19 protein-coding genes are annotated in these 21671 nt (G+C 61.5%); 12 read left to right on the top strand and 7 right to left on the bottom strand.

From position 1 onward, the window contains the following. Window positions 1–4: 4 nt before the first annotated feature. Together AACY45_RS10360 and AACY45_RS10355 are read right to left on the bottom strand one after the other, a co-directional pair. Window positions 5–1033 (bottom strand): histone deacetylase family protein, encoded by a 1029-nt coding sequence (locus tag AACY45_RS10360; protein WP_339545360.1) that lies wholly within the window; start codon window positions 1031–1033, stop codon window positions 5–7. Between the two features lie 180 nt (window positions 1034–1213). Beyond that, the gene (locus tag AACY45_RS10355) at window positions 1214–2206 is read right to left on the bottom strand and encodes an AraC family transcriptional regulator (RefSeq protein WP_339545359.1); all 993 of its coding nucleotides are present in this window, start codon (window positions 2204–2206) and stop codon (window positions 1214–1216) included. Window positions 2207–2585: 379 nt separating this feature from the next. Between AACY45_RS10355 and AACY45_RS10350 the strand changes: the two genes are divergently transcribed. Then, entirely contained in the window at window positions 2586–3002 is a 417-nt protein-coding gene (locus tag AACY45_RS10350) for a hypothetical protein (RefSeq protein WP_339545358.1), read from the top strand. A gap of 69 nt (window positions 3003–3071) precedes the next feature. On the opposite strand, the gene AACY45_RS10345 is transcribed toward AACY45_RS10350, so the two are convergent. From AACY45_RS10345 to aspA, 3 genes are all read right to left on the bottom strand, one after another. Then, a complete protein-coding gene (locus tag AACY45_RS10345) occupies window positions 3072–4076 on the bottom strand; it encodes an asparaginase (protein WP_339545357.1) in 1005 nt (334 codons plus the stop codon). Between the two features lie 77 nt (window positions 4077–4153). Further along, the gene (locus AACY45_RS10340) at window positions 4154–5602 is read right to left on the bottom strand and encodes an alanine/glycine:cation symporter family protein (RefSeq protein WP_339545356.1); all 1449 of its coding nucleotides are present in this window, start codon (window positions 5600–5602) and stop codon (window positions 4154–4156) included. Window positions 5603–6041: 439 nt separating this feature from the next. Beyond that, a complete protein-coding gene (aspA, locus tag AACY45_RS10335; RefSeq protein ID WP_339545355.1) occupies window positions 6042–7466 on the bottom strand; it encodes an aspartate ammonia-lyase in 1425 nt (474 codons plus the stop codon). 180 nt (window positions 7467–7646) lie between these two features. Between aspA and AACY45_RS10330 the strand changes: the two genes are divergently transcribed. The 5 genes from AACY45_RS10330 to AACY45_RS10310 all read left to right on the top strand — a co-directional run bounded on the left by AACY45_RS10330 (window position 7647) and on the right by AACY45_RS10310 (window position 11360). Next, on the top strand, window positions 7647–8555 hold the full coding sequence (locus AACY45_RS10330) for a LysR substrate-binding domain-containing protein (protein ID WP_339545354.1): 909 nt from the start codon (window positions 7647–7649) through the stop codon (window positions 8553–8555). A 242-nt stretch (window positions 8556–8797) separates the two neighbouring features. Beyond that, on the top strand, window positions 8798–9289 hold the full coding sequence (purE, locus tag AACY45_RS10325) for a 5-(carboxyamino)imidazole ribonucleotide mutase (protein WP_095164944.1): 492 nt from the start codon (window positions 8798–8800) through the stop codon (window positions 9287–9289). An 11-nt stretch (window positions 9290–9300) separates the two neighbouring features. Continuing rightward, the gene (locus AACY45_RS10320) at window positions 9301–10386 is read left to right on the top strand and encodes a 5-(carboxyamino)imidazole ribonucleotide synthase (protein WP_339545353.1); all 1086 of its coding nucleotides are present in this window, start codon (window positions 9301–9303) and stop codon (window positions 10384–10386) included. A gap of 104 nt (window positions 10387–10490) precedes the next feature. Next, complete coding sequence (locus AACY45_RS10315; RefSeq protein WP_339545352.1) at window positions 10491–10736, top strand: GlsB/YeaQ/YmgE family stress response membrane protein; 246 nt, start codon at window positions 10491–10493, stop codon at window positions 10734–10736. Window positions 10737–10823: 87 nt separating this feature from the next. Beyond that, a complete protein-coding gene (locus AACY45_RS10310; protein ID WP_339545351.1) occupies window positions 10824–11360 on the top strand; it encodes a DUF3299 domain-containing protein in 537 nt (178 codons plus the stop codon). 28 nt (window positions 11361–11388) lie between these two features. On the opposite strand, the gene AACY45_RS10305 is transcribed toward AACY45_RS10310, so the two are convergent. Then, a complete protein-coding gene (locus tag AACY45_RS10305) occupies window positions 11389–12288 on the bottom strand; it encodes a D-hexose-6-phosphate mutarotase (protein WP_339545350.1) in 900 nt (299 codons plus the stop codon). Window positions 12289–12319: 31 nt separating this feature from the next. After that, window positions 12320–12724: an acyl-CoA thioesterase gene (locus AACY45_RS10300; RefSeq protein WP_095164936.1), complete on the bottom strand. Its 405-nt coding sequence runs from the start codon at window positions 12722–12724 to the stop codon at window positions 12320–12322. Window positions 12725–13085: 361 nt separating this feature from the next. Between AACY45_RS10300 and AACY45_RS10295 the strand changes: the two genes are divergently transcribed. The 6 genes from AACY45_RS10295 (at window position 13086) to phoU (ending at window position 21561) form a co-directional block, all read left to right on the top strand. After that, entirely contained in the window at window positions 13086–14384 is a 1299-nt protein-coding gene (locus AACY45_RS10295) for an MFS transporter (RefSeq protein ID WP_339545349.1), read from the top strand. Window positions 14385–14606: 222 nt separating this feature from the next. Then, on the top strand, window positions 14607–15608 hold the full coding sequence (locus tag AACY45_RS10290; protein WP_339545348.1) for a phosphate ABC transporter substrate-binding protein PstS: 1002 nt from the start codon (window positions 14607–14609) through the stop codon (window positions 15606–15608). Window positions 15609–15989: 381 nt separating this feature from the next. Continuing rightward, entirely contained in the window at window positions 15990–18023 is a 2034-nt protein-coding gene (locus AACY45_RS10285) for an ABC transporter permease subunit (protein WP_339545422.1), read from the top strand. Between the two features lie 15 nt (window positions 18024–18038). Next, a complete protein-coding gene (gene pstA, locus AACY45_RS10280) occupies window positions 18039–19709 on the top strand; it encodes a phosphate ABC transporter permease PstA (protein ID WP_339545347.1) in 1671 nt (556 codons plus the stop codon). Between the two features lie 143 nt (window positions 19710–19852). Continuing rightward, complete coding sequence (pstB, locus tag AACY45_RS10275; RefSeq protein ID WP_034149334.1) at window positions 19853–20686, top strand: phosphate ABC transporter ATP-binding protein PstB; 834 nt, start codon at window positions 19853–19855, stop codon at window positions 20684–20686. Window positions 20687–20799: 113 nt separating this feature from the next. Beyond that, complete coding sequence (gene phoU / locus AACY45_RS10270) at window positions 20800–21561, top strand: phosphate signaling complex protein PhoU (RefSeq protein ID WP_272604055.1); 762 nt, start codon at window positions 20800–20802, stop codon at window positions 21559–21561. The last annotated feature ends 110 nt before the right edge of the window (window positions 21562–21671 follow it).

Here is a 21671-nt window from a genome sequence, read left to right as displayed (position 1 = left end):
CTCTTCAAGCGCGTTCAAAACCTTCAAGCACGTTCACGGCATTGATGCCGATTTCTTCGACCGCGTAGCCGCCTTCCATGACGAACAGCGTCGGCACGCCGAGCTTCGCGATGCGTTTGCCCATGGCCAGGTAATCCGGGCTGTCGAGCTTGAACTCAGAGATAGGATCGTCCTTGAAGGTGTCGACACCCAGGGATACCACGACGATGTCGGCGCCGTAGTGTTCGATCTCTTTGCAGGCCTGTTCCAGCGCCGCGCTCCAGGTGTCCCAGCCGCTGCCGGCCGGCAATGGATAGTTGAAGTTGAAGCCTTCTCCGGCGCCTTCGCCCCGCTCATCTTCGTAGCCAAGGAAGAACGGAAACTCGGCTTGCGGATGACCGTGGATCGAGGTGAACAGCACGTCGCTGCGTGAGTAGAAAATCGATTGGGTGCCATTGCCGTGGTGGTAATCGACGTCGAGGATCGCGACCTTTTTGTGGCCTTGGTCGAGGAATGCCTGGGCGGCGATGGCGGCGTTGTTGAGGTAGCAGTAGCCGCCCATCAAGTCGCCAGCGGCGTGGTGCCCCGGTGGCCGGCACAGGGCAAAGGCGCTGTGGGCACCGGCCTGGATCGCCGCCTGCGCGGTCAAGGCCACTTGTGCCGCGCTGTAGGCTGCTTGCCAGGTGCCGGCGGTGATTGGTGCGCCGCCGTCAAAGCTGTAGTAGCCGAGCTGGCCGTGCAGGCTGGTGGGCTTGATGGCACGCAGGGTGCGGGCGGGCCAGGTGTAGGGCAGCAGATCGCCGTCGGTATTGAATTCGGTCCAGCGCGCCCAGGCGCCTTTGAAGAAGTCCAGGTAGTCGCGGCTGTGGATGCGGGCGATGGGGTCGAGACCGAAATCCTTCGGCGCTTCGACAGGGCCCAGATGCTGCTTTTGCACCCTTGTAAGCACGTGGTCGGCACGGGACGGCATTTCGAAGCAGGGCTTGAGTTGCCCGTCGATCAGTTCACAACGGCCGTGGTGCAGGTGGTGATCGTCCGAGTAGATGGTCAGCATGTTGTTGTTCTCCGCAGGGCTGATTCGGTTGAACTCAGTCTTGCGGTACGCGGGGTTTCAGCAAACGGCAGGAAAGGCCAAAAGGGGATAGATACGGCCAAAAAAAATGACCGTAATTCGCCCCTTGGCAGGGGGGCACTGCTGTGGCCGTCATCGCGAGCAGATCGGCCACTAACGCCCTCAGGGGCGGAACTGGCTCGGCGCCACCCCACTCCAGCGCACAAACGCATGGCGGAAACTGGCGGTTTCGCTGAAACCCAGTGCCTCGGCGATTTGATAGATCGGCAATTGATCCTCGCAAAGCATTAGCTTGGCCTGTTCAAAGCGCAATTCATCGAGCAGTTCTTGATAGCTGGATCCCAGGTCCTTGAGGTGTCGGCGCAAGGTGCGCGCCGAGCAGTTCATCTGTACGGCCAGGCCCTCGAGCCCCGGCGCGGCGTTCAATTGGGAGCTGAGCAAGTGCCGGATGCGCCCCAGCCATGCCTGGCGGCCGGTGAATTCGAGGTTCTGCTTGCGGCAGCGTTCGGCCATGGCCTGGTGGGTGATGACATCGGCCAGCGGCAGCGGTTGCTCTAGCCAGCGCCTGTCGAAGGCAAAGGCGGTGTCGCGTGCGCCAAAATGCAGAGGGCAGTTGAAGTGTTCGGCGTAGCTGGCTTCATAATCGGGCGCTGCATGCGCGAAGCGGGCCCCCCGCAACGGCAGCGAGTGGCCCAGCAGGTCATCGCAGATGACTTTCAGCGAGACCAGGCAGAACTCGGCATTGAATACCGCCATCGCCGGGCTTTCACGGTAATCGGCCGCGACGAACCAGATGTGCTCGCCGTCGTCTTCCAGGCTCAGCTCGAAAAGTGTTCCCAGCAGCGCCGGGTAGCGTATCGCCAGGCGTAATGCGTCACCGAAGGTGGCACTGGTGAGCAGCGCATAACCGAGCATGCCGTAGCAGGAGACGTGCATCCGCCGGCCCAGCTCCAGACCGATATCACGCTTGAGTGCGACGGCATTGGCACAGACCTGCATCTCTTGATGGGTGGTGATGCGCGTGTCGGCGCGGTTCAGATCCGCGGCACGGATACCGCTTCCGGCCAACAAGGCGTCTCTGGAAAGGCCCTCGGCCTGGAAGGTGTTGAGTACCAGCGAGACGGCGTTGAGCGTGGTGAGGTGTGAGTGGAGCATGGGCAATACCCGTCATGGTTTGATCGGGATGGAGCAAGTAGCGTGCCGTGATTCAGCACGTTCACCGTGTCGAGGGCGCTGAACGCTGGCAGGTGCCACTCCACACGGGTGTGTTGGTTCACCTTCGGCAAGTTCAGAGCCACTCCATAATAAAGCGGCTGTGTTAGAGGCCTGTGCGCATTCAGGGTATTACAGATATTTAAAGACTGGCTACTGTCAGAAGTTACAGGTGCTGGGGGAATAGATGGCCGCTCGTCGTATTACTTGAAATTAAAGTAACTTGCCGTCAGAGAGGGGCTATTTGTTTGACCGTCTATTTTCTCAAGTCTAGATTCAGCCTGTCATTAACTGGAATACTCGACAATAACAGGGGTGGCTCATGGTCAAGTCAAAAGTGCTGGATAAAAAACAACAGGAAGCGCGGCTGCACACTGCACAGAAAGCAGTGAAGGGCGAGATGAAGGTTAATAAGAACGGACACCCCGAAACTTATCCAGCGTTTCGTGTGAGTCGGGAGGGATTGTTTATCACCGCGTTCTTTGGCTCGGGTAACGGCGATCATTTTACCGATGGCGTGTCGTTCAACATTCTTCACGAATCCCTGGGAAAAACACTGGGTCCGTTAGATGCGTATGTGGCCTTCCATAAAAAGGGTGAGTTATTTTCGTGGGGGGAGGGTCAATTACTGGTGAATGAGGACAGTACAGGTAAGTTGTACTTTGGGACGTTCGAGGCGATTATCGAAAATGATCTGGTCGAATTTAACAATGGCATTTTCAGTATTACCTACCTGTGATCTCAATCCCCCTCCTCTTAATCACCGTAGGGAGGAGGGGATTCGTTTACAGGTCGCCGCGGATTTGAGTCAAGCCAGCTCCCCACAGAGGTCGCGTTCGACCAAGTGCCGCGCTTCAGCCGTCTCCAGGTTTGCACCGAGCAGGGCATGCAACTTGCCGAACGCGGCTTCGCGAGTCATGCCGCCCCCCGAGAGCACGCCGGCGTCGCGCAAGCGGCTACCCGCCTCGTACACATCGAGCTGCACCCCTCCTTCATGGCACTGCGTGACCGCAACCACCACCACACCCTTGTCGCGCGCCCGTTCCAGGCTGGCGAGAAACCCTGGATTATCGCTGGGCCCCGTGCCGCTGCCATAGCACTCCAGCACCAGGCCCTGGATGCCGCTGTCGAGCAAGCCCTCCAGGATCTGGGTGCCGATGCCGGGAAACAGTGGGAGCACCGCGACGTTGACCAGTTGCCTGGGTTGGTTGTAGTGAAGCGGCGTCGGTAGGCCGGTAGCCTTTTCGCCGCCACCCTGACGCTCCAGGCGTTTGAACGGATGCCGACCGAAGCTGCGCACTTTCGCGCACCGGGTCGGGTCCAGCAGTTCGCCGTGGAAGTACAGATGCACGCCCGGTGCCAGCCCCTGGCCGAGGGCGACCAAGGCACCGCTGAGGTTTTCCCAGGCATCGCTGTCGGTCACGCCGGCCGGCAGCATGGAGCCGGTGAACACCACGCGGGCGGGCAGGCCCAGCAGTTGGAAGCTCATGGCCGCTGCGCTGTAGGCCAGGGTATCGGTACCGTGCAGGATCAGCACGCTGTCACAGCCGTCGATCTCGACCGCCTCGACCACCGCTTCGCGCAGGCGTTGCCAGTAGGCCGGGGTCATGTTGGCGCTGTCGATCAGCGGCGCCATTTCGCGGAACCGCCACTGCGGCACTACCAGCTCGGGCTGGCTGTGCAGGTAGTCGCGCATCCGCGTGTCAAAGCCGGATGCCGGCGCCAGGCCATGGGCACTGGCCTGCATGCCGATGGTGCCTCCGGTGTAGAGCACCATGACGTGTTGGGCGGCGGGGTAGGTGTGGGCAATCATGTGCAGGTCTCCGCAAGAGGTGACAGGTGGGAGCACTTTAACTGACGGGCGCAGGGGATGCGCCCGTCGTTTACCGGTCAGCGTTGCGCTGCGGTCTGGCCTTGCAACTCAGCCTGAACCTTGGGCGCGGCGGGCGGGTTGGCGGGCCAGGCCTTGAGGTCCAGGTCCAGGTCGGGGAACTTGCTGGAGTCGAACACCGGGGTCTTGATGCCGGCGGCGCGCTGGTCATCGTAGTCGCGCAGGATGCGCATGCCGACTTTGAACAGCAGGAACAGCGCGATCAGGTTGACGAACGCGAGCAGGGTCATGGTGATGTCGGCGAATGCGAACACCGTGCTGAGGTTCTCGATGGCACCCCAGAAGATCAGGACCAGCACCAGGGCACGATAACCGATCAGGGCCTTGCGGTTGTCGCCGATCATGTAGCGCAGGTTGCTCTCGCCCAAGTAGTAGTTGTAGAGGATCGAGGTGAACACGAACAACGCCAGTGCCACGGAGATGAACATCCGGCCCCACTCGCCAACGACCGCGGCCAGGGAGTTCTGGGTCAGGGCGATGCCGTCACCTTCGAAGCCCGGGGTGTAGAAGCCCGACAGCAGGATCAGCAGCGCGGTGCAGGTGCAGATGATGAAGGTGTCGAGGAACACGCTGAATGCCTGGACCACACCTTGGGCGACCGGGTGCTCGACCGACGCCACGGCGGCGACGTTGGGCGCGCTGCCCAGACCGGCTTCGTTGGCAAACACCCCGCGCTTCACGCCCATGATGATGGCGCTGCCCACCAGGCCACCGAAGGCCTGATCCAGGCCGAAAGCGCTCTTGACGATGGTCATCAGCATGCTCGGTACATGGTCGAATTGCAGCACGATCACGTAGAGGGTCACCGCGATGTAGGCCAGGGTCTTGACCGGTACCAGCAGGTCGGCGATAGCCGCGATGCGCTTGATCCCGCCGACGAACACCAGGCCCAGCAGCACCACCAGGCCGAGGCCGGTGTAGGTGGTGTCGACGCCGAAGGCGTTGTTCAGCGAGTGGGTCACGGCGTGGGCTTGCAGGCCGTTGAAGGCGAAACCGAAGGTGATCAGCAGCAGGAACGCCATGATCATCCCCAGCCAGCGTTTCTGCAGGCCGTGCTGGATGTAATAGGAAGGACCGCCACGGTACTGGCCCTCAGAGTCGCAGCGCTTGTAGAGCTGGCCGAGGGAGCATTCGAAGAAGCTGCTGGACATGCCGACCAGCGCGGTCACCCACATCCAGAACACCGCGCCCGGACCGCCGAGGGTTACGGCAATGCCCACCCCAGCGATATTGCCCGCACCAACGCGGCCGGCGAGGCTGAGCATCAGGGCCTGGAATGAACTGAGCTGGCCAGCGCTGCTTTTGAGGCTGTCGCGGAACACCGCGAACATGTGGAAGAAGTGACGAAATTGAACGAAACGCGAGCGGATCGTGAAGTAACCACCGAGCCCGACAATGAGCACGATCAGTACTTTCCCTGAGAGGAAGTCGTTGATGACTTCGAGCATGGAGTGTTCCTCGCTGTTTTTTGTGTAGGCAAATGCTGGCCAGGCGGACACATCCCGTTACACCCGTATGTGCGTAGCACGACAGGCCAAGCGGTTTTCGTCCCGGCTTCATATTGCGGGTTTGTTATTAGTTCGGGTTTCGCATGGGGTTGGGTCTGGCTACCGACGACCGCTCCTGCGAAGAGGGGCGGCACTATACCTATCCATGAAGCACACGTCTGCAAAACGTGATTAAAGGATTCAGCCTGTGGCCTGGCTCGATGCTCTTGTGTAGGCGCAAGGCGTGCCCGCGATGGCGATCCCAAGGCCGCCGTCGTGGGCAAGCCGGATTCCAGGCCGCGGGTTGCGCAGTTAAAAAAAAGGGCCCGGAGAATGATCTCCAAGCCCTCAAAAGGTGAGAGGTGTCTAGTCCCTCGACCTGGTGAGCGGTGCTACAGCATCAGGCCTTGAGGGGTACCAGACGCGGGGCAATCATGTTTTCCGGGCGCAGGATGTCGGCGAGCATTTCTTCGTCGAGCAAGCCTTCTTCGCGCACCAGTTCCAGTACGCCGCGGCCGCTTTCCAGCGCGATACGGGCGATACGGGTGGCGTTTTCATAGCCGATGTACGGGTTCAGCGCAGTGACCAGGCCGATCGAGTGCTCGACCAGTTCGCGGCAGCGGGCTTCGTTGGCGGTGATGCCGACGACGCAGTGCTCGCGCAGCATGTCCATGGCGCGTTGCAGCAGGCGGATCGAGTCGAAGATCTTGAAGGCGATCAACGGCTCCATCACGTTCAGTTGCAACTGGCCGCCTTCGGCCGCGATGGTCAGGGCCAGGTCGTTGCCGATGATCTGGAATGCCACCTGGTTGACGGCTTCCGGAATAACCGGGTTGACCTTGCCTGGCATGATCGAGCTGCCTGGCTGACGCGCTGGCAGGTTGATTTCGTTGATGCCGGTGCGTGGGCCGCTGGACAGCAGGCGCAGGTCGTTGCAGATCTTCGACAGCTTGACCGCGGTGCGCTTGAGCATGCCGGAGAACAGCACGAAGGCGCCCATGTCGGAGGTGGCTTCGATCAGGTCGGCAGCCGGTACCAGCGGTTGACCGCTGATCAGGGCCAGGCGTTCTACGGCCAGGTGCTGGTAGCGTGGGTCGGCGTTGATGCCGGTGCCGATCGCAGTGCCGCCCAGGTTGACTTCGGTCAGCAGCTCCGGAGCCAGGGTCTTCAGGCGTGCCAGGTCTTCGCCCAGGGTGGTGGCGAAGGCGCGGAATTCTTGGCCAAGGGTCATCGGCACGGCGTCTTGCAGTTGGGTACGACCCATCTTCAGGACGTGGCCGAATTCTTCACCTTTGGCGGCGAACGACTGGATCAGGCTGTCGAGGCTGGCGAGCAGGGCGTCGTGGCCCAACAGCAGACCCAGGCGGATGGCCGTTGGGTAAGCGTCGTTGGTCGACTGCGCCATGTTCACGTCGTTGTTGGGGTGCAGGTACTGGTACTCGCCTTTCTGGTGGCCCATGGCCTCCAGCGCGATGTTGGCGATCACTTCGTTGGCATTCATGTTGGTCGAAGTGCCAGCGCCGCCTTGAATCATGTCCACCACGAACTCTTCGTGGAAATCGCCGCGGATCAGGCGAGCACAGGCTTCGCTGATGGCAGCGTGCTTGGCTTCGCTGAGGTGACCCAGTTCGCGGTTGGCGTCAGCAGCGGCCTGCTTGACCATTGCCAGACCCACCACCAGCTTTGGGTAATGCGAAATCGGAACGCCGGAGAGACGGAAGTTATTCACCGCTCGCAGGGTCTGGATGCCGTAATACGCTTGAGCCGGTACTTCGAGTACGCCAAGCAGGTCTTTTTCGGTGCGGAAAGATGCAGCGGAGGACATGATAGAAATCATCTCGATATGGACCCGGTCTGTGCCGGAACGCTGTGAATGCTAGGCTTGTGGAGAATTTTGGGCCAATGCTGTTAAACACTGGCCTATGCCTATTCGGCATAATACCGATGTGACGCCGTTTGGGCGGCGAGCGTATGACCTAAAATGGTGCGTGTCCGGGAGGACCTGATGAATCTGGAAAGCAAATGGCTGGAGGACTTTAGTGCCCTGGCTGCCACCCGCAGTTTCTCCCAGGCGGCTGAACGGCGTTTCGTCACCCAACCGGCGTTCAGCCGGCGCATCCGCAGCCTGGAGGCCGCGCTGGGCCTGCAACTGGTCAACCGCTCGCGCACGCCGATCGAATTGACGGCGGCTGGGCAGTTGTTTCTGGTGACCGCGCGCACCGTGGTCGAACAACTCGGCGAAGTGCTGCGGCATTTGCACCACCTCGAAGGCGGCCAGGGTGAGGTCATGCAAGTTGCGGCGGCGCATTCCCTGGCCCTGGGGTTCTTCCCGCGCTGGATCGCGCAATTGCGCAACGAAGGCCTGAACATCGCCACGCGCCTGGTGGCGACCAACGTCGGCGATGCGGTACATGCCCTGCGCGAAGGCGGTTGTGACCTGATGCTGGCGTTCTACGACCCGGATGCCGCCATGCAAATGGACCCGGAGATCTTTCCTTCACTGCACCTGGGCCACACCGAGATGCTCCCGGTGTGTGCGGCCGATGCCGACGGCAAGCCGTTGTTCGATCTCGAAGGCGAAGCCAGCGTGCCACTACTGGCCTACAGCGCCGGGGCGTTTCTCGGGCGGTCGGTGAACATGCTGCTGCGCCAGCGCGCGCTGCGCTTCACCACCATTTACGAAACCGCCATGGCCGACAGCTTGAAGAGCATGGCCCTGGAAGGGCTGGGCATTGCCTGGGTGCCGCAGCTCAGTGTGCGCGCGGAACTGGCGCGCGGCGAACTGGTGGTTTGCGGCGGTCCGCAATGGCATGTGCCGCTGGAAATTCGCCTGTACCGCTGTGCACTGGTGCGCAAGGCGAACGTGCGGTTGTTGTGGCGCAAGCTGGAAGGTGGTGCGGCGCAGACTTCGTGAGGGCATCGACCAACCCTGTGGGATGGGTGTGGTATTGGACTGACTCTTAAGTCAATAAAACCGGTGCTTTGCGCCGCATGACAGATGGTCGTATCGGGGGCTGTTTATCTGCCTTATTACGGTATACTGCGCGGCCTTCGGCCGGCGTGTCTGGCCATAATTCGTACAATCAAGCCACGCATCCTGCGTGGCTTGTTGTTTTTTGACGCGCCTGCGGGCGCCCAGAGAGAAGAGGCGCGACGATGAGTGCACTGGTTGGCGTGATCATGGGCTCCAAGTCCGATTGGTCCACCCTTAGCCACACCGCCGATATGCTGGAAAAGCTCGGCATCCCTTACGAGGTGAAAGTGGTCTCTGCCCACCGCACCCCGGACCTGCTGTTCCAGTACGCCGAGGAGGCTGAGTCGCGTGGCATCGAGGTGATTATCGCCGGTGCGGGCGGCGCGGCTCACTTGCCTGGCATGTGTGCGGCCAAGACCCACCTGCCGGTCCTGGGCGTGCCGGTGCAGTCGTCGATGCTCTCGGGCGTTGATTCACTGCTCTCTATCGTGCAGATGCCTGCGGGCATTCCGGTCGCCACCCTGGCCATCGGCAAGGCGGGCGCGATCAACGCCGCCCTGCTGTCGGCGAGTATCCTTGGCGCCAAGCACCCGCAGTTCCACGCGGTGCTCAAAACCTTCCGTGCTGAGCAGACAGACAGCGTCCTGGAAAATCCAGACCCACGCATCGCCTGAGGTTGTTGACGATGAAGATCGGTGTAATCGGTGGCGGCCAACTGGGCCGCATGCTGGCCCTGGCGGGGACTCCGCTGGGCATGAACTTCGCTTTCCTGGATCCGGCGCCGGATGCCTGCGCCGCCGCGCTGGGTGAGCACCTGCGGGCCGATTACGGCGATCAGGATCACTTGCGTCAACTGGCTGACGAAGTCGACCTGGTGACCTTCGAGTTCGAAAGCGTCCCGGCGGAAACCGTGGCCTTCCTGTCGCAGTTCGTCCCGGTCTACCCGAGCGCCGAAGCGCTGCGTATCGCGCGTGACCGCTGGTTCGAAAAGAGCATGTTCAAGGACCTGGGAATTCCGACCCCGGCGTTCGCTGACATCCAGTCCCAAGCTGACCTGGACGCCGCCGTGGCGACCATCGGCCTGCCTGCCGTGCTGAAAACCCGCACCCTGGGTTACGACGGCAAGGGCCAGAAAGTCCTGCGCACTGCGCAAGACGTGGTGGGTACCTTCGCCGAACTGGGCAGCGTGGCTTGCCTGCTGGAAGGCTTCGTGCCGTTCACCGGCGAAGTGTCGCTGATTGCCGTGCGGGCCCGTGATGGTGAGACGAAGTTCTACCCACTGGTGCACAACACCCACGACAGCGGCATTCTCAAGCTGTCCGTGGCCAGCACCGAGCACCCGTTGCAAGCCCTGGCCGAGGACTATTCGAGCCGTGTGCTCAAGCAGCTGGACTATGTCGGTGTGATGGCGTTCGAGTTCTTCGAAGTCGACGGTGGCCTCAAGGCCAACGAGATCGCCCCGCGGGTTCATAACTCCGGGCACTGGACCACCGAAGGCGCCGAATGCAGCCAGTTCGAAAACCACCTGCGCGCCGTTGCTGGCCTGCCGCTGGGCTCGACGGCAAAAGTTGGCGAGAGCGCCATGCTCAACTTCATTGGTGTGGTTCCGCCGGTGGAGAAGGTCATCGCCATCGACGATTGCCATTTGCATCACTACGGCAAGGCGTTCAAGGTCGGACGCAAGGTCGGCCACGCCAACCTGCGCTGCGCCGACAAGGCCACGCTCGAGCAGCAGATCCTCAAGGTCCAGGCGCTGATCGCCGAGCAATAAACCCATGGCACGCCGGGAACCTTCGGTGCCCCGCGTTCTCTGATGGCAGGATGCCAAAGTCTGTCTAGGCTTTGGCATAGCTATTTCACTCAGAGGGAAGCGCCATGGGAATTATCGGAACCATCTTCATCGGATTGATCGTGGGCCTGCTGGCTCGTTTCCTGAAACCGGGTGATGACAGCATGGGCTGGATCATGACCATCCTGCTCGGTATCGCCGGCTCCCTGGCCGCGACCTACGGCGGTCAGGCACTGGGCATCTACCAGGCCGGTCAAGGCGCGGGCTTCCTCGGTGCCCTGGTGGGCGCGGTGCTGCTGCTGGTGGTCTACGGTCTGGTCAGAAAGAACTGATTCAAGCGATCAAGCCCGCTGCGCGGTTCACGCGCAGCGGGCTAGAATGCCCGGCGACCTGTCTTCCCTTCTTTGCCGAGCCCCTTCATGCGCCGTCTTCTGTTGACTCTTGTATGGCTGGGCACTGGCCTGGCCCATGCTGGCGACCTGCCGGAAACCGATTGGCTCGAACTGATGCCCAAGTCGGACCAGAAGGCGCTGGAAGCCATGCCTGAAATCGACCACAACTCCCCGGAAGCCAACGGTACCTTCACCGACAAGGGTGGCTTGAAGCAGAGCAAGGGTTTGCCGGCGGTGATGTATTCGACCAAGACCGTGGCTGCGATGAACCACAAGCAGGTGCGCATCGGCGGTTACCCGGTGCCGTTGGAAACCGACGGCAAGGGCCGCAGCACGCTGTTCTTCTTGGTGCCGTACCCGGGCGCCTGCATCCACGTGCCGCCACCGCCCCCCAATCAACTGGTGCTGGTGCGCTATCCCAAGGGCCTGAAGCTGGACGACATCTACACACCCTTGTGGGTCAGCGGCACGTTGAAGATCGAGACGGTCAACAACGACCTGGCCGATGCGGCCTACGCCCTCGATGCCGCCCAGGTACGGGTGGTACAGGAGTCCGATCTGTAGGCGTTGCCACAGGCTGTGATCTTTTTAATCAGACCGCCAAACTGGCGATGCTCACACCCAGGGTATGGCTACCACCCGGCGCCAAAGTCACCACATCACCCAACACATTGGCCGTCTCGATGCACAGCATGCGCTGCCAGCCATCGTCGGCCATGTCGCTGAACGCTGCCGCGCGGTCGATCCAGGGATTCCAGATCACCGCCGTGCGTGAGCCCCGGGCGGTCAACTCGATACGGCGCTCCCAGGCCGGGTCGACAATGCTCAGCTTGGCCGGGGTATTGAGGTAAATCCGGTCGGTTTCCCCACTGAACCGCAGATCACCGTGCTGGGTGACGGTGTTCCAGTTGTCCAGGGTTTCGATGTACTCCAGCCCATCAACGCCTTCCACGCGCACGTTGCGCACATCGCTGACTGCGAAATAGCTGTGCAGCGCCTGGCTGATGGTGACGCTGTCGGTGCCCCGGTTGTGGCTGGTCAGATCGATCTGCAGCTGCTCATCCAGGCGAATGCTCAGCTTCAGGTCAACCTGATGCGGCCAGCCGGGCAGGCCGTTTTCCGGCACGGGCAGAGTGAACACCACGCTCAGGCTGTCGCCCTCGGTTTCGATGCCTTCCAGTTCCCAGTCCAGCGCCCGGACCAGGCCGTGGGCGGCGGCGGGTTGATCGCTGACGCGCATGGCCTGCACGCTCGGTGGGTTGCGCTCGAAATTGCCGAACCACGGCCAGCACACGGGCACCCCGGCGCGGATGCTTTTGCCGGTCTGGAACACCGCCTCGTCGTTGAGCCAGATCAGGGGCGGCTGCCCGGCCAGTTGATAGCTGAGGATATGTGCGCCTTGCTGGGCCACCAGCAATTCGGCCTGGCCCTGGCGAATCCGCCAGCAGTTCAGTTGATCCAGTTTTACCGCTTCAACAGTGGGCGTGCTCATGGGACAGCTCTCGATCGGCAACAGGGGGGATTCAACAGGCTCGCGGGGGTACCGAGCGGGTACGACCGCTGCCATCGATGGCAACAAACACGAACGCCGCTTCCGTGACCTTACGCCACTCGCTGGACAGCGGATCGTCGCTCCAGACCTCGACCAGCATCTTGATCGATGTACGACCGATTTCCTGGGCCTGGGTGTAGAACGAGAGCTGTGCGCCGACGGCGACCGGCACCAGGAACGCCATGCGATCGATGGCTACGGTGGCGACGCGTCCGCCAGCGATCTTGCTGGCCATCGCCGTGCCGGCCAAGTCCATCTGGGACACCAGCCAGCCGCCGAAAATATCGCCAAAGCCGTTGGTCTCGCGAGGAAGCGCGGTGATTTGCAGGGCCAGGTCGCCTTGCGGAATCGGATCGTCTTGTTCGAGTTCTATCATGCCGGGGGTGCCTCTAACCCGTGACTCTCATTGGTACTTCAGGTGAATAGCCGTCTTCAGAAAAACGATTCAGCCCGAACACACTACGTTCGTCGCGTTTTCCATAAGGCGTACTAAAGGGAAACTCTGCGAAATCGACTGGTCGCACCAGCAGCGTCTTCGCACAGCAACCCTTGCAGCGTGTTGCAGGCTGCGAGTATATCGAGCGGTAGACCGCGCGACGACCGTCCGGTTCTCATTTTGACCGTCAAATACGCGCATCCCTGTGCTTTTTCGAACAATTTGCTATCGTGCCGAACCTGCCCAAGCCTCAGCCAGCGTTGTTGGGGTTGCAGATCTGACTATAAGAGAAGCCCTTGCCATGACCACAGCGCCATCGAGCATAGCGTCACCCGCGCAATCCGCACGTCCTTTGACCCGCAGTGATTACAAGACCCTGTCGCTTTCTGCCCTGGGCGGTGCGCTGGAGTTCTACGACTTCATCATCTTCGTGTTTTTCGCCACGGTGGTCGGCAAGCTGTTCTTCCCGGCGGACATGCCCGAGTGGCTGCGCCTGATGCAGACCTTCGGGATTTTCGCCGCCGGTTACCTGGCACGGCCTCTGGGCGGCATCGTCATGGCCCACTTCGGTGACCTTTTGGGTCGCAAGAAGATGTTCACCCTGAGCATTTTCATGATGGCGGTGCCGACGTTGATCATGGGCCTGCTGCCGACCTACGCGCAGATCGGCATGTGGGCACCGATCCTGCTGTTGCTGATGCGGGTGATCCAGGGCGCCGCGATTGGCGGGGAAGTGCCGGGGGCGTGGGTGTTCGTCTCCGAGCATGTGCCTGCACGGCACATTGGCTACGCCTGCGGCACGCTGACGTCAGGCCTGACCGCTGGCATCCTCCTGGGCTCGCTGGTGGCCACGGCCATCAATAGCCTTTATACCCCGGAGCAGGTGTCCGACTACGCCTGGCGGATCCCGTTCCTGTTGGGGGGCGTGTTTGGCCTGTTCTCGGTCTACCTGCGCCGCTGGCTGCACGAAACCCCGGTGTTCGCCGAACTGCAATTGCGTAAGGCCCTGGCCGAAGAAGTGCCGCTGCGTGCGGTCCTGCGCGATCATCGCGGGGCCATCGTCCTCTCGATGCTGCTGACCTGGTTGCTGTCGGCCGGGATCATCGTGGTCATCCTGATGACCCCGACCGTGCTGCAAACCGTCTACCACTTCTCGGCGACCACCGCGTTGCAGGCCAACAGCCTGGCGATTGTGTTCCTGAGCCTGGGCTGCGTGGCGTCCGGCGCCCTGGCTGACCGCTTCGGTGCGGGCCGGGTGTTTGTGTTCGGCAGCGGCTTGCTGCTGCTGAGTTCGTGGACCTTCTATCACAGCCTGTTCAATCACCCGGACTGGCTGTTCCCGATGTACTCCCTGACCGGTCTGCTGGTCGGCACCATCGGCGCCGTGCCCTACGTCATGGTCAAGGCCTTCCCGGCCGTGGTGCGCTTCAGCGGCCTGTCGTTCTCCTACAACCTGGCCTACGCCATCTTCGGCGGCCTGACACCGATGGTCGTCACCCTGCTGCTCAAGGAAAGCCCGATGGGGCCGGCCTATTACGTGGCAATCATCTGCGGCGTGGGGATCGTCGTGGGCGGGTATCTGTGGAAGAAAGGTCGCTAGGCCCGAGCGGCTCGCACCCATAGGGTTCTGTGTACACCAGAGATCCTTTGTGGGCGCGAGCCGGGCGGCGCTCCGTATGCTCGCGATGGGGGCAACACGAATCATCGGATAACCGCTTCATGCTGGCCTTTCATCTAATTGTCATATTCAAGTCATAGAGTGTTCACACGGCCTGCCGATACTTGGCCCCGACTTAACACACCCTATTACCAGGAGTAAGGCATGAAACTGAAGCGTTTGATGGCGGCAATGACTTTTGTCGCTGCTGGCGTTGCGACTGCCAACGCAGTTGCCGCTGTTGACCCTGCTATCCCGAGCTACACCAAGACCACTGGTGTATCGGGCAACCTGTCCAGCGTCGGCTCCGATACCCTGGCCAACCTCATGACCCTGTGGGCCGAGAACTACAAAAAAGAATACCCGAACGTCAATATCCAGATTCAGGCTGCCGGTTCCTCGACCGCGCCACCTGCGCTGACTGAAGGCACCGCTAACCTGGGCCCGATGAGCCGCAAGATGAAGGACAACGAGCTGCAGGCCTTTGAAACCAAATACGGTTACAAGCCGACGGCCATCCCGGTCGCCGTGGATGCCCTGGCCGTGTTCGTGCACAAGGACAACCCGATCAAGCACCTGACCATGGAACAGGTCGATGCCGTGTTCTCCTCGACGCGCCTGTGTGGCGGCAAGTCCGACGTGAAAACCTGGGGTGACCTGGGTGTGACCGGCGACCTGGCCAACAAGCCGGTACAGCTGTTCGGTCGTAACTCGGTATCCGGCACTTACGGCTACTTCAAGGAAGAAGCCCTGTGCAAAGGCGACTTCAAGCCAAACGTCAACGAACAACCGGGCTCGGCCTCGGTGGTGCAATCGATCAGCTCCTCGCTGAACGGCATCGGCTACTCGGGTATCGGTTACAAGACCGCTAGCGTGAAGACCGTGGCCCTGGCCAAGAAAGGCAGCACCGACTTCATCGAAGACACCGAAGAAAACACCCTGAACGGCAAGTACCCGCTGTCGCGTTTCCTCTACGTGTACGTCAACAAGGCCCCGAACAAGCCTCTGGCCCCGCTGGAAGCCGAGTTCGTGAAACTGATCCTGTCGAAACAGGGCCAGGAAGTGGTCGTCAAGGACGGTTACATCCCTCTGCCAGCCAAAGTAGCCGCCAAGGCACTGGTTGACCTGGGCCTGCACGAAGGCGGCGCTGAAGTCGCAAAGAAGTGAAACCCTGATCCGGGGCTAGCCCCGGATCACCCAACATTTTTCGATCCACTGCCCGTTCCCACGGGCGGCGGATTTGTTTCGTCACCGCATTGTCATCTTTCTGTCATACAGGATCGCTAGGGTGTGCGCATGAATGATCTGGCCAATTCCCCAATGACTACGACTTCCCCTCCCAAGCGCATTGATTTCAATACGCCTGAGCTGCAACGCAAGCGGCGCATTCGTGCGCTCAAGGATCGCCTGACCCGCTGGTACGTGCTGATCGGCGGCCTCGCCGTGCTCGGCGCAATCACCCTGATTTTCTTCTTCCTGGCCTATGTCGTCGCCCCGCTGTTCCAGGGTGCCGAGCTGACCGCCAAAGACTCGATCACGCCTGCCTGGATGCAAGACGCCGGCAAGCCGTTGATGATTTCCCTCGAAGAGCAGAACCAGGTCGCCATGCGGGTTTCCGACAAGGGCCAGGCGCTGTTTTTTGACCTCGACAGTGGCGCCGAACTGCGTCGTGTCGACCTGCCGATCCCGGCCGGTACCCGCGTTGCCTCGATCGGTAAAGACCAGCCCGGCAGCCCGCTGGTGATCGTCGGCCTGTCCAACGGCCAGGCCCTGGTCTTCCGCCACACCTATAAGGTGAGCTACCCGGATGGCAAGAAGACCATCTCGCCGGCCATCGAGTACCCCTACGGTGAGGCGCCGATCGCGCTGAACGAACAGGGCGCCGCGCTGGAGCACGTCAGCCTCAACGCGACCGACTCGACCCTGGTGGTCGCCGGCTCCAGCGGTGCGCAGTTGCACGTCCTGGCGCTGAGCAAAGAAGAAAACATGATGACCGGTGAAATCACCAGTGATCAGCAGCGCATCGACCTGCCGCAAATGACCGAGCCGGTGAAGAACATCTTCATCGATCCGCGCCAGCAGTGGCTGTACGTGCTCAACGGTCGCGCCCAGGCCGACGTGTTCAGCCTGCGGGAAAAAAGCCTCAACGGTCGTTACAAGCTGCTCGAAGATGGCGAAACCCAAGTCACCGCCAGCACCCAGTTGGTGGGGGGTATCTCGCTGATCATCGGTGATTCCAAGGGGGGGCTGGCTCAGTGGTTCATGGCCCGCGATCCGGATGGCGAGCAACGCCTGAAGCAGATCCGCACCTTCCAGATGGGCACCGCGCCTATCGTTGAAATCACCGCCGAAGAGCGTCGCAAAGGCTTTGTTGCCCTGGACGCTTCCGGCAAGCTCGGCGTGTTCCACAGCACCGCCCACCGCACCCTGCTGGTGGACCAGGTGGTCGAAGGCCAGGGCATCTTCGGCCTGTCGCCTCGTGCCAACCGGGTGATCGTGGAGCAGGGCGGCAAACTGCAACCCTTGCTGCTCGACAACCCGCACCCGGAAGTGTCCTGGAGCGCGCTGTGGAGCAAGGTCTGGTACGAAAACTACGACGAGCCTAAATACGTCTGGCAATCGACCGCGGCCAACACCGACTTCGAGCCCAAGCTGAGCTTGTCGCCGCTGACCTTCGGTACCTTGAAGGCGGCGTTCTACGCCATGCTGCTGGCCGCGCCACTGGCCGTTGCCGCGGCGATCTACACCGCCTACTTCATGGCACCTGGCATGCGCCGCAAGGTCAAGCCGGTGATCGAGCTGATGGAAGCGATGCCGACGGTGATCCTCGGCTTCTTCGCCGGCCTGTTCCTCGCCCCTTATGTGGAAGGGCACTTGCCGGGCATCTTCAGCCTGCTGATGCTGCTGCCGATCGGCATTCTGCTGGCCGGCTTCATATTCAGCCGCCTGCCGGAATCGATCCGCCTGAAAGTGCCGGATGGCTGGGAAAGCGCGATGCTGATCCCGGTGATCATCTTCGTCGGCTGGCTCTCGCTGTACATGAGCCCGTACCTGGAGACCTGGTTCTTCGGCGGCGACATGCGCATGTGGATCTCCCACGACCTGGGCATTACCTACGACCAGCGCAACGCTCTGGTGGTTGGCCTGGCCATGGGTTTCGCGGTGATTCCGAACATCTATTCGATTGCCGAAGACGCCGTGTTCAGTGTGCCGCGCGGCCTGACCCTGGGCTCGCTGGCCCTGGGTGCCACGCCTTGGCAGACCATGACGCGGGTGGTGATCCTCACCGCCAGCCCGGGCATTTTCTCGGCCTTGATGATCGGCATGGGGCGCGCAGTCGGCGAAACCATGATCGTGCTGATGGCCACCGGCAACACCCCGGTGATGGAGATGAACCTGTTCGAAGGCCTGCGGACCCTGGCGGCCAACGTCGCGGTGGAAATGCCGGAGTCGGAAGTCGGCGGCAGCCACTACCGCGTGCTGTTCCTCTCGGCCTTGGTGCTGCTGTTGTTCACCTTCGTCATGAATACCCTCGCGGAGCTGATTCGTCAGCGTCTGCGCAAGAAATACTCGTCGCTTTAAGAAAGGTAGAAGTCTGTGAAACAGAACTCCCTGAAAGGATGGTTCAAGAGCGGCGCCCCCGGCGTCTGGATCAGCGGTGGCGCGGTGGCCATCGCCGTCATCATGACCATTGGTTTGCTGGCGGTAATTGCCGTGCGCGGCCTGGGCCACTTCTGGCCCGCCGACCTGGTGCATGCCCAGTACGATGTGCCGGGCCAGGCCAACCATGTGGTCATCGGCGAAGTGGTGCAGAAAGAACAAGTGCCACGTGAGCGCCTGAAAAGCGCGGGCCTGCCGGTCCCGGACCAGGGCCCGGAGTTCATGACCCGCGAGCTGATCAAGGTCGGTAACCGTGACCTCAACGGCAACGACTTCACCTGGATCGTCGGTGAGTGGCTGACCAACCAGACCACGCCGCCGGAGCTGATGGCGATCGAGCGTCGTGAGTGGGGCAACTTCTACGGCTACCTGGTCAACGTCAAGCAGGACGGCAAGGTCATCGCTGAAGGCGAGGCCGCCTGGCCTGAGCTGCAAGCGCGGATCGAGCGGGTCAGCAAACTGGCGGCCGAACTCAAGACCCTGGAAAAATCCGACATCGGCGCGATCAACGCCGGCCTGGAGCGTATCCGCCTGCACGGTCGCAAACTGGAGCTGGACGGCAAGCTGGACGCCGCGGCCCAGGCCGACATGGAGTCGGAACGCGCCGAGCTCGATGCCCGCTATCAGGACATTGAAAATCGCCTGGGCGAACTGCATGCGCAGTTCAACCGCGACAGCCTGACCGCCCGCGACGGCAACGGCAAGGAAGTCGAAATCGAACTGGGCAAGGTGGTCCGCGCCTTCCAGCCGAACGCGATGAGTTCCTTGGCCAAGGTCGGCTTCTACTTCAGCAAGGTCTGGGAATTCCTCAGCGACGACCCGCGTGAAGCCAACACCGAAGGCGGGATCTTCCCGGCCATCTTCGGCACCGTGATGATGACCCTGATCATGGCGATGATCGTCACCCCGTTTGGCGTGCTGGCGGCGGTTTACCTGCGTGAGTATGCACGCCAGGGCACCATGACCCGGTTGATCCGCATCGCGGTGAACAACCTGGCGGGTGTACCGGCGATTGTCTACGGGGTGTTCGGCCTGGGCTTCTTCGTCTACGTGCTGGGTGGCTCGGTTGACCGCCTGTTCTTCCCGGAAGCCTTGCCGGCGCCGACCTTCGGCACCCCGGGCCTGCTCTGGGCCTCGCTGACCCTGGCGCTGCTGGCGGTGCCGGTGGTGATCGTGGCCACCGAAGAAGGCCTGGCGCGGATTCCCCGCACCGTGCGTGAGGGCTCGTTGGCCCTCGGTGCGACCAAGGCGGAAACCTTGTGGAAAATCGTGCTGCCGATGGCCAGCCCGGCGATGATGACCGGCATGATTCTCGCGGTAGCCCGTGCGGCCGGTGAGGTCGCGCCGCTGATGCTGGTGGGCGTGGTGAAACTGGCGCCGTCGTTGCCGCTGGACGGCAACTACCCGTACCTGCACCTGGACCAGAAGATCATGCACCTGGGCTTCCACATTTATGACGTCGGCTTCCAGAGCCCGAACGTCGAGGCCGCACGCCCACTGGTGTACGCCACGGCGCTGTTGCTGGTACTGGTGATCGCCACGCTCAACCTGTCGGCCGTGTGGATCCGTAACCACCTGCGCGAAAAATACAAAGCGCTGGACAGCTGATTTGCAGCACTGATTTCTATGTGGGAGCGAGCTCGCTCGCGATGGCATCACCGCGGTTTCACAGATACACCGCGTTGCCCGAACCGCCAGCAGGCTGGCTCCCACAAAAACCGAACCGAATTTGTTAGCACAGGGAGCCTCCCATGCAGCACGAAACCCATACCCACGGCATCAACATGTCGGCCCTGGGTCGCGACAAGCAGAGCCTGAGCCTCGAGCAGGAAACCGTAGCCATCGAAGTGCCGGGCCTGAGCCTGTTCTACGGTGACAAACAAGCGCTGTACGACGTCAGCATGAACATTCCCAAGCAGCGCGTGACCGCCTTCATCGGCCCATCCGGCTGTGGCAAGTCGACCCTGCTGCGTACCTTCAACCGGATGAACGACCTGGTCGACGGTTGCCGTGTCGAGGGCGCGATCAACCTCTACGGCAACAACATCTACCGCAAGGGCGAAGACGTGGCCGAGCTGCGTCGCCGGGTCGGCATGGTGTTCCAGAAGCCCAACCCGTTCCCCAAGACCATCTATGAAAACGTGGTCTACGGCCTGCGGATCCAGGGCATCAACAAAAAACGCGTACTCGACGAAGCCGTTGAGTGGGCGTTGAAAGGCGCGGCGCTGTGGGATGAGGTCAAGGACCGCCTGCACGAGTCGGCACTGGGCCTGTCCGGTGGTCAGCAGCAGCGTCTGGTGATCGCACGGACCATCGCCGTGGAGCCGGAAGTGCTGTTGCTCGACGAACCCTGCTCGGCACTCGACCCGATCTCGACGCTGAAGGTTGAAGAGCTGATCTACGAGTTGAAATCCAAGTTCACCATCGTCATCGTGACCCACAACATGCAACAGGCCGCCCGGGTTTCCGACTACACCGCGTTCATGTACATGGGCAAACTGGTGGAATTCGGCGACACCGACACCCTGTTCACCAATCCGGCGAAAAAGCAGACCGAAGACTACATCACCGGTCGTTATGGCTAGTGGGGACAGCTGCGAGCCGCAAGCGTCAAGCGGCAAGCCAGAGCGGTTCGAGTACGACACACATCAGCTTGCAGCGTGAAGCTTGCAGCTCACAGCTTTTGCGGAGCAAAACCATGATTTCGAAGGAAGGCTTAACCCACCACATCTCCCAGCAGTTCAACGCCGAGCTCGAAGAGGTGCGCAGCCACCTCCTGGCCATGGGCGGGCTGGTCGAGAAGCAGGTCAACGACGCAGTCACGGCGCTGATCGAGGCCGACTCCGGCTTGGCCCAGCAAGTGCGCGAGATCGACGACCAGATCAACCAGATGGAACGCAACATCGACGAAGAATGCCTGCGCATCCTGGCCCGTCGTCAGCCGGCGGCGTCCGACCTGCGTTTGATCATCAGCATCTCCAAGTCGGTGATCGACCTCGAGCGCATCGGCGACGAAGCCACCAAGATTGCCCGCCGGGCCATCCAGTTGTGCGAAGAAGGCGAGGCCCCGCGCGGCTACGTCGAGGTGCGCCACATCGGTGACCAGGTGCGCAACATGGTCCGCGACGCGCTGGATGCCTTCGCCCGCTTCGACGCTGACCTGGCGCTGTCCGTGGCCCAGTACGACAAGATCATCGACCGCGAATACAAGACCGCGCTGCGCGAACTGGCCACCTACATGATGGAAGACCCGCGCTCGATCTCGCGCGTGCTGAGCATCATCTGGGTCCTGCGTTCGCTGGAGCGCATCGGCGACCACGCCCGCAACATCTCCGAGCTGGTGATCTACCTGGTGCGCGGCACAGACGTGCGTCACCTGGGTCTCAAGCGCATGAAGGAAGAAGTTGAAGGTACCAGTGGCGAAACCGCTAATGTTCCGGGTGAATCTGACGATAAGTAAGATTGCCCAAGTAAAAACGCCCGGCCTTTGGCCGGGCGTTTTTGTTGGTGCTGGCTGGATTTCATAGCACCCGCGAACGACAAAGGTCCCGGCGTGACTGAAGTATTTTG

The organism is Pseudomonas sp. RA_35y_Pfl2_P32 (assembly GCF_963970735.1).
Taxonomy (GTDB): Bacteria; Pseudomonadota; Gammaproteobacteria; order Pseudomonadales; family Pseudomonadaceae; genus Aquipseudomonas.
Note: the sequence above shows the minus strand (reverse complement) of the source record. Positions and strands in the feature narration are given on the sequence as shown.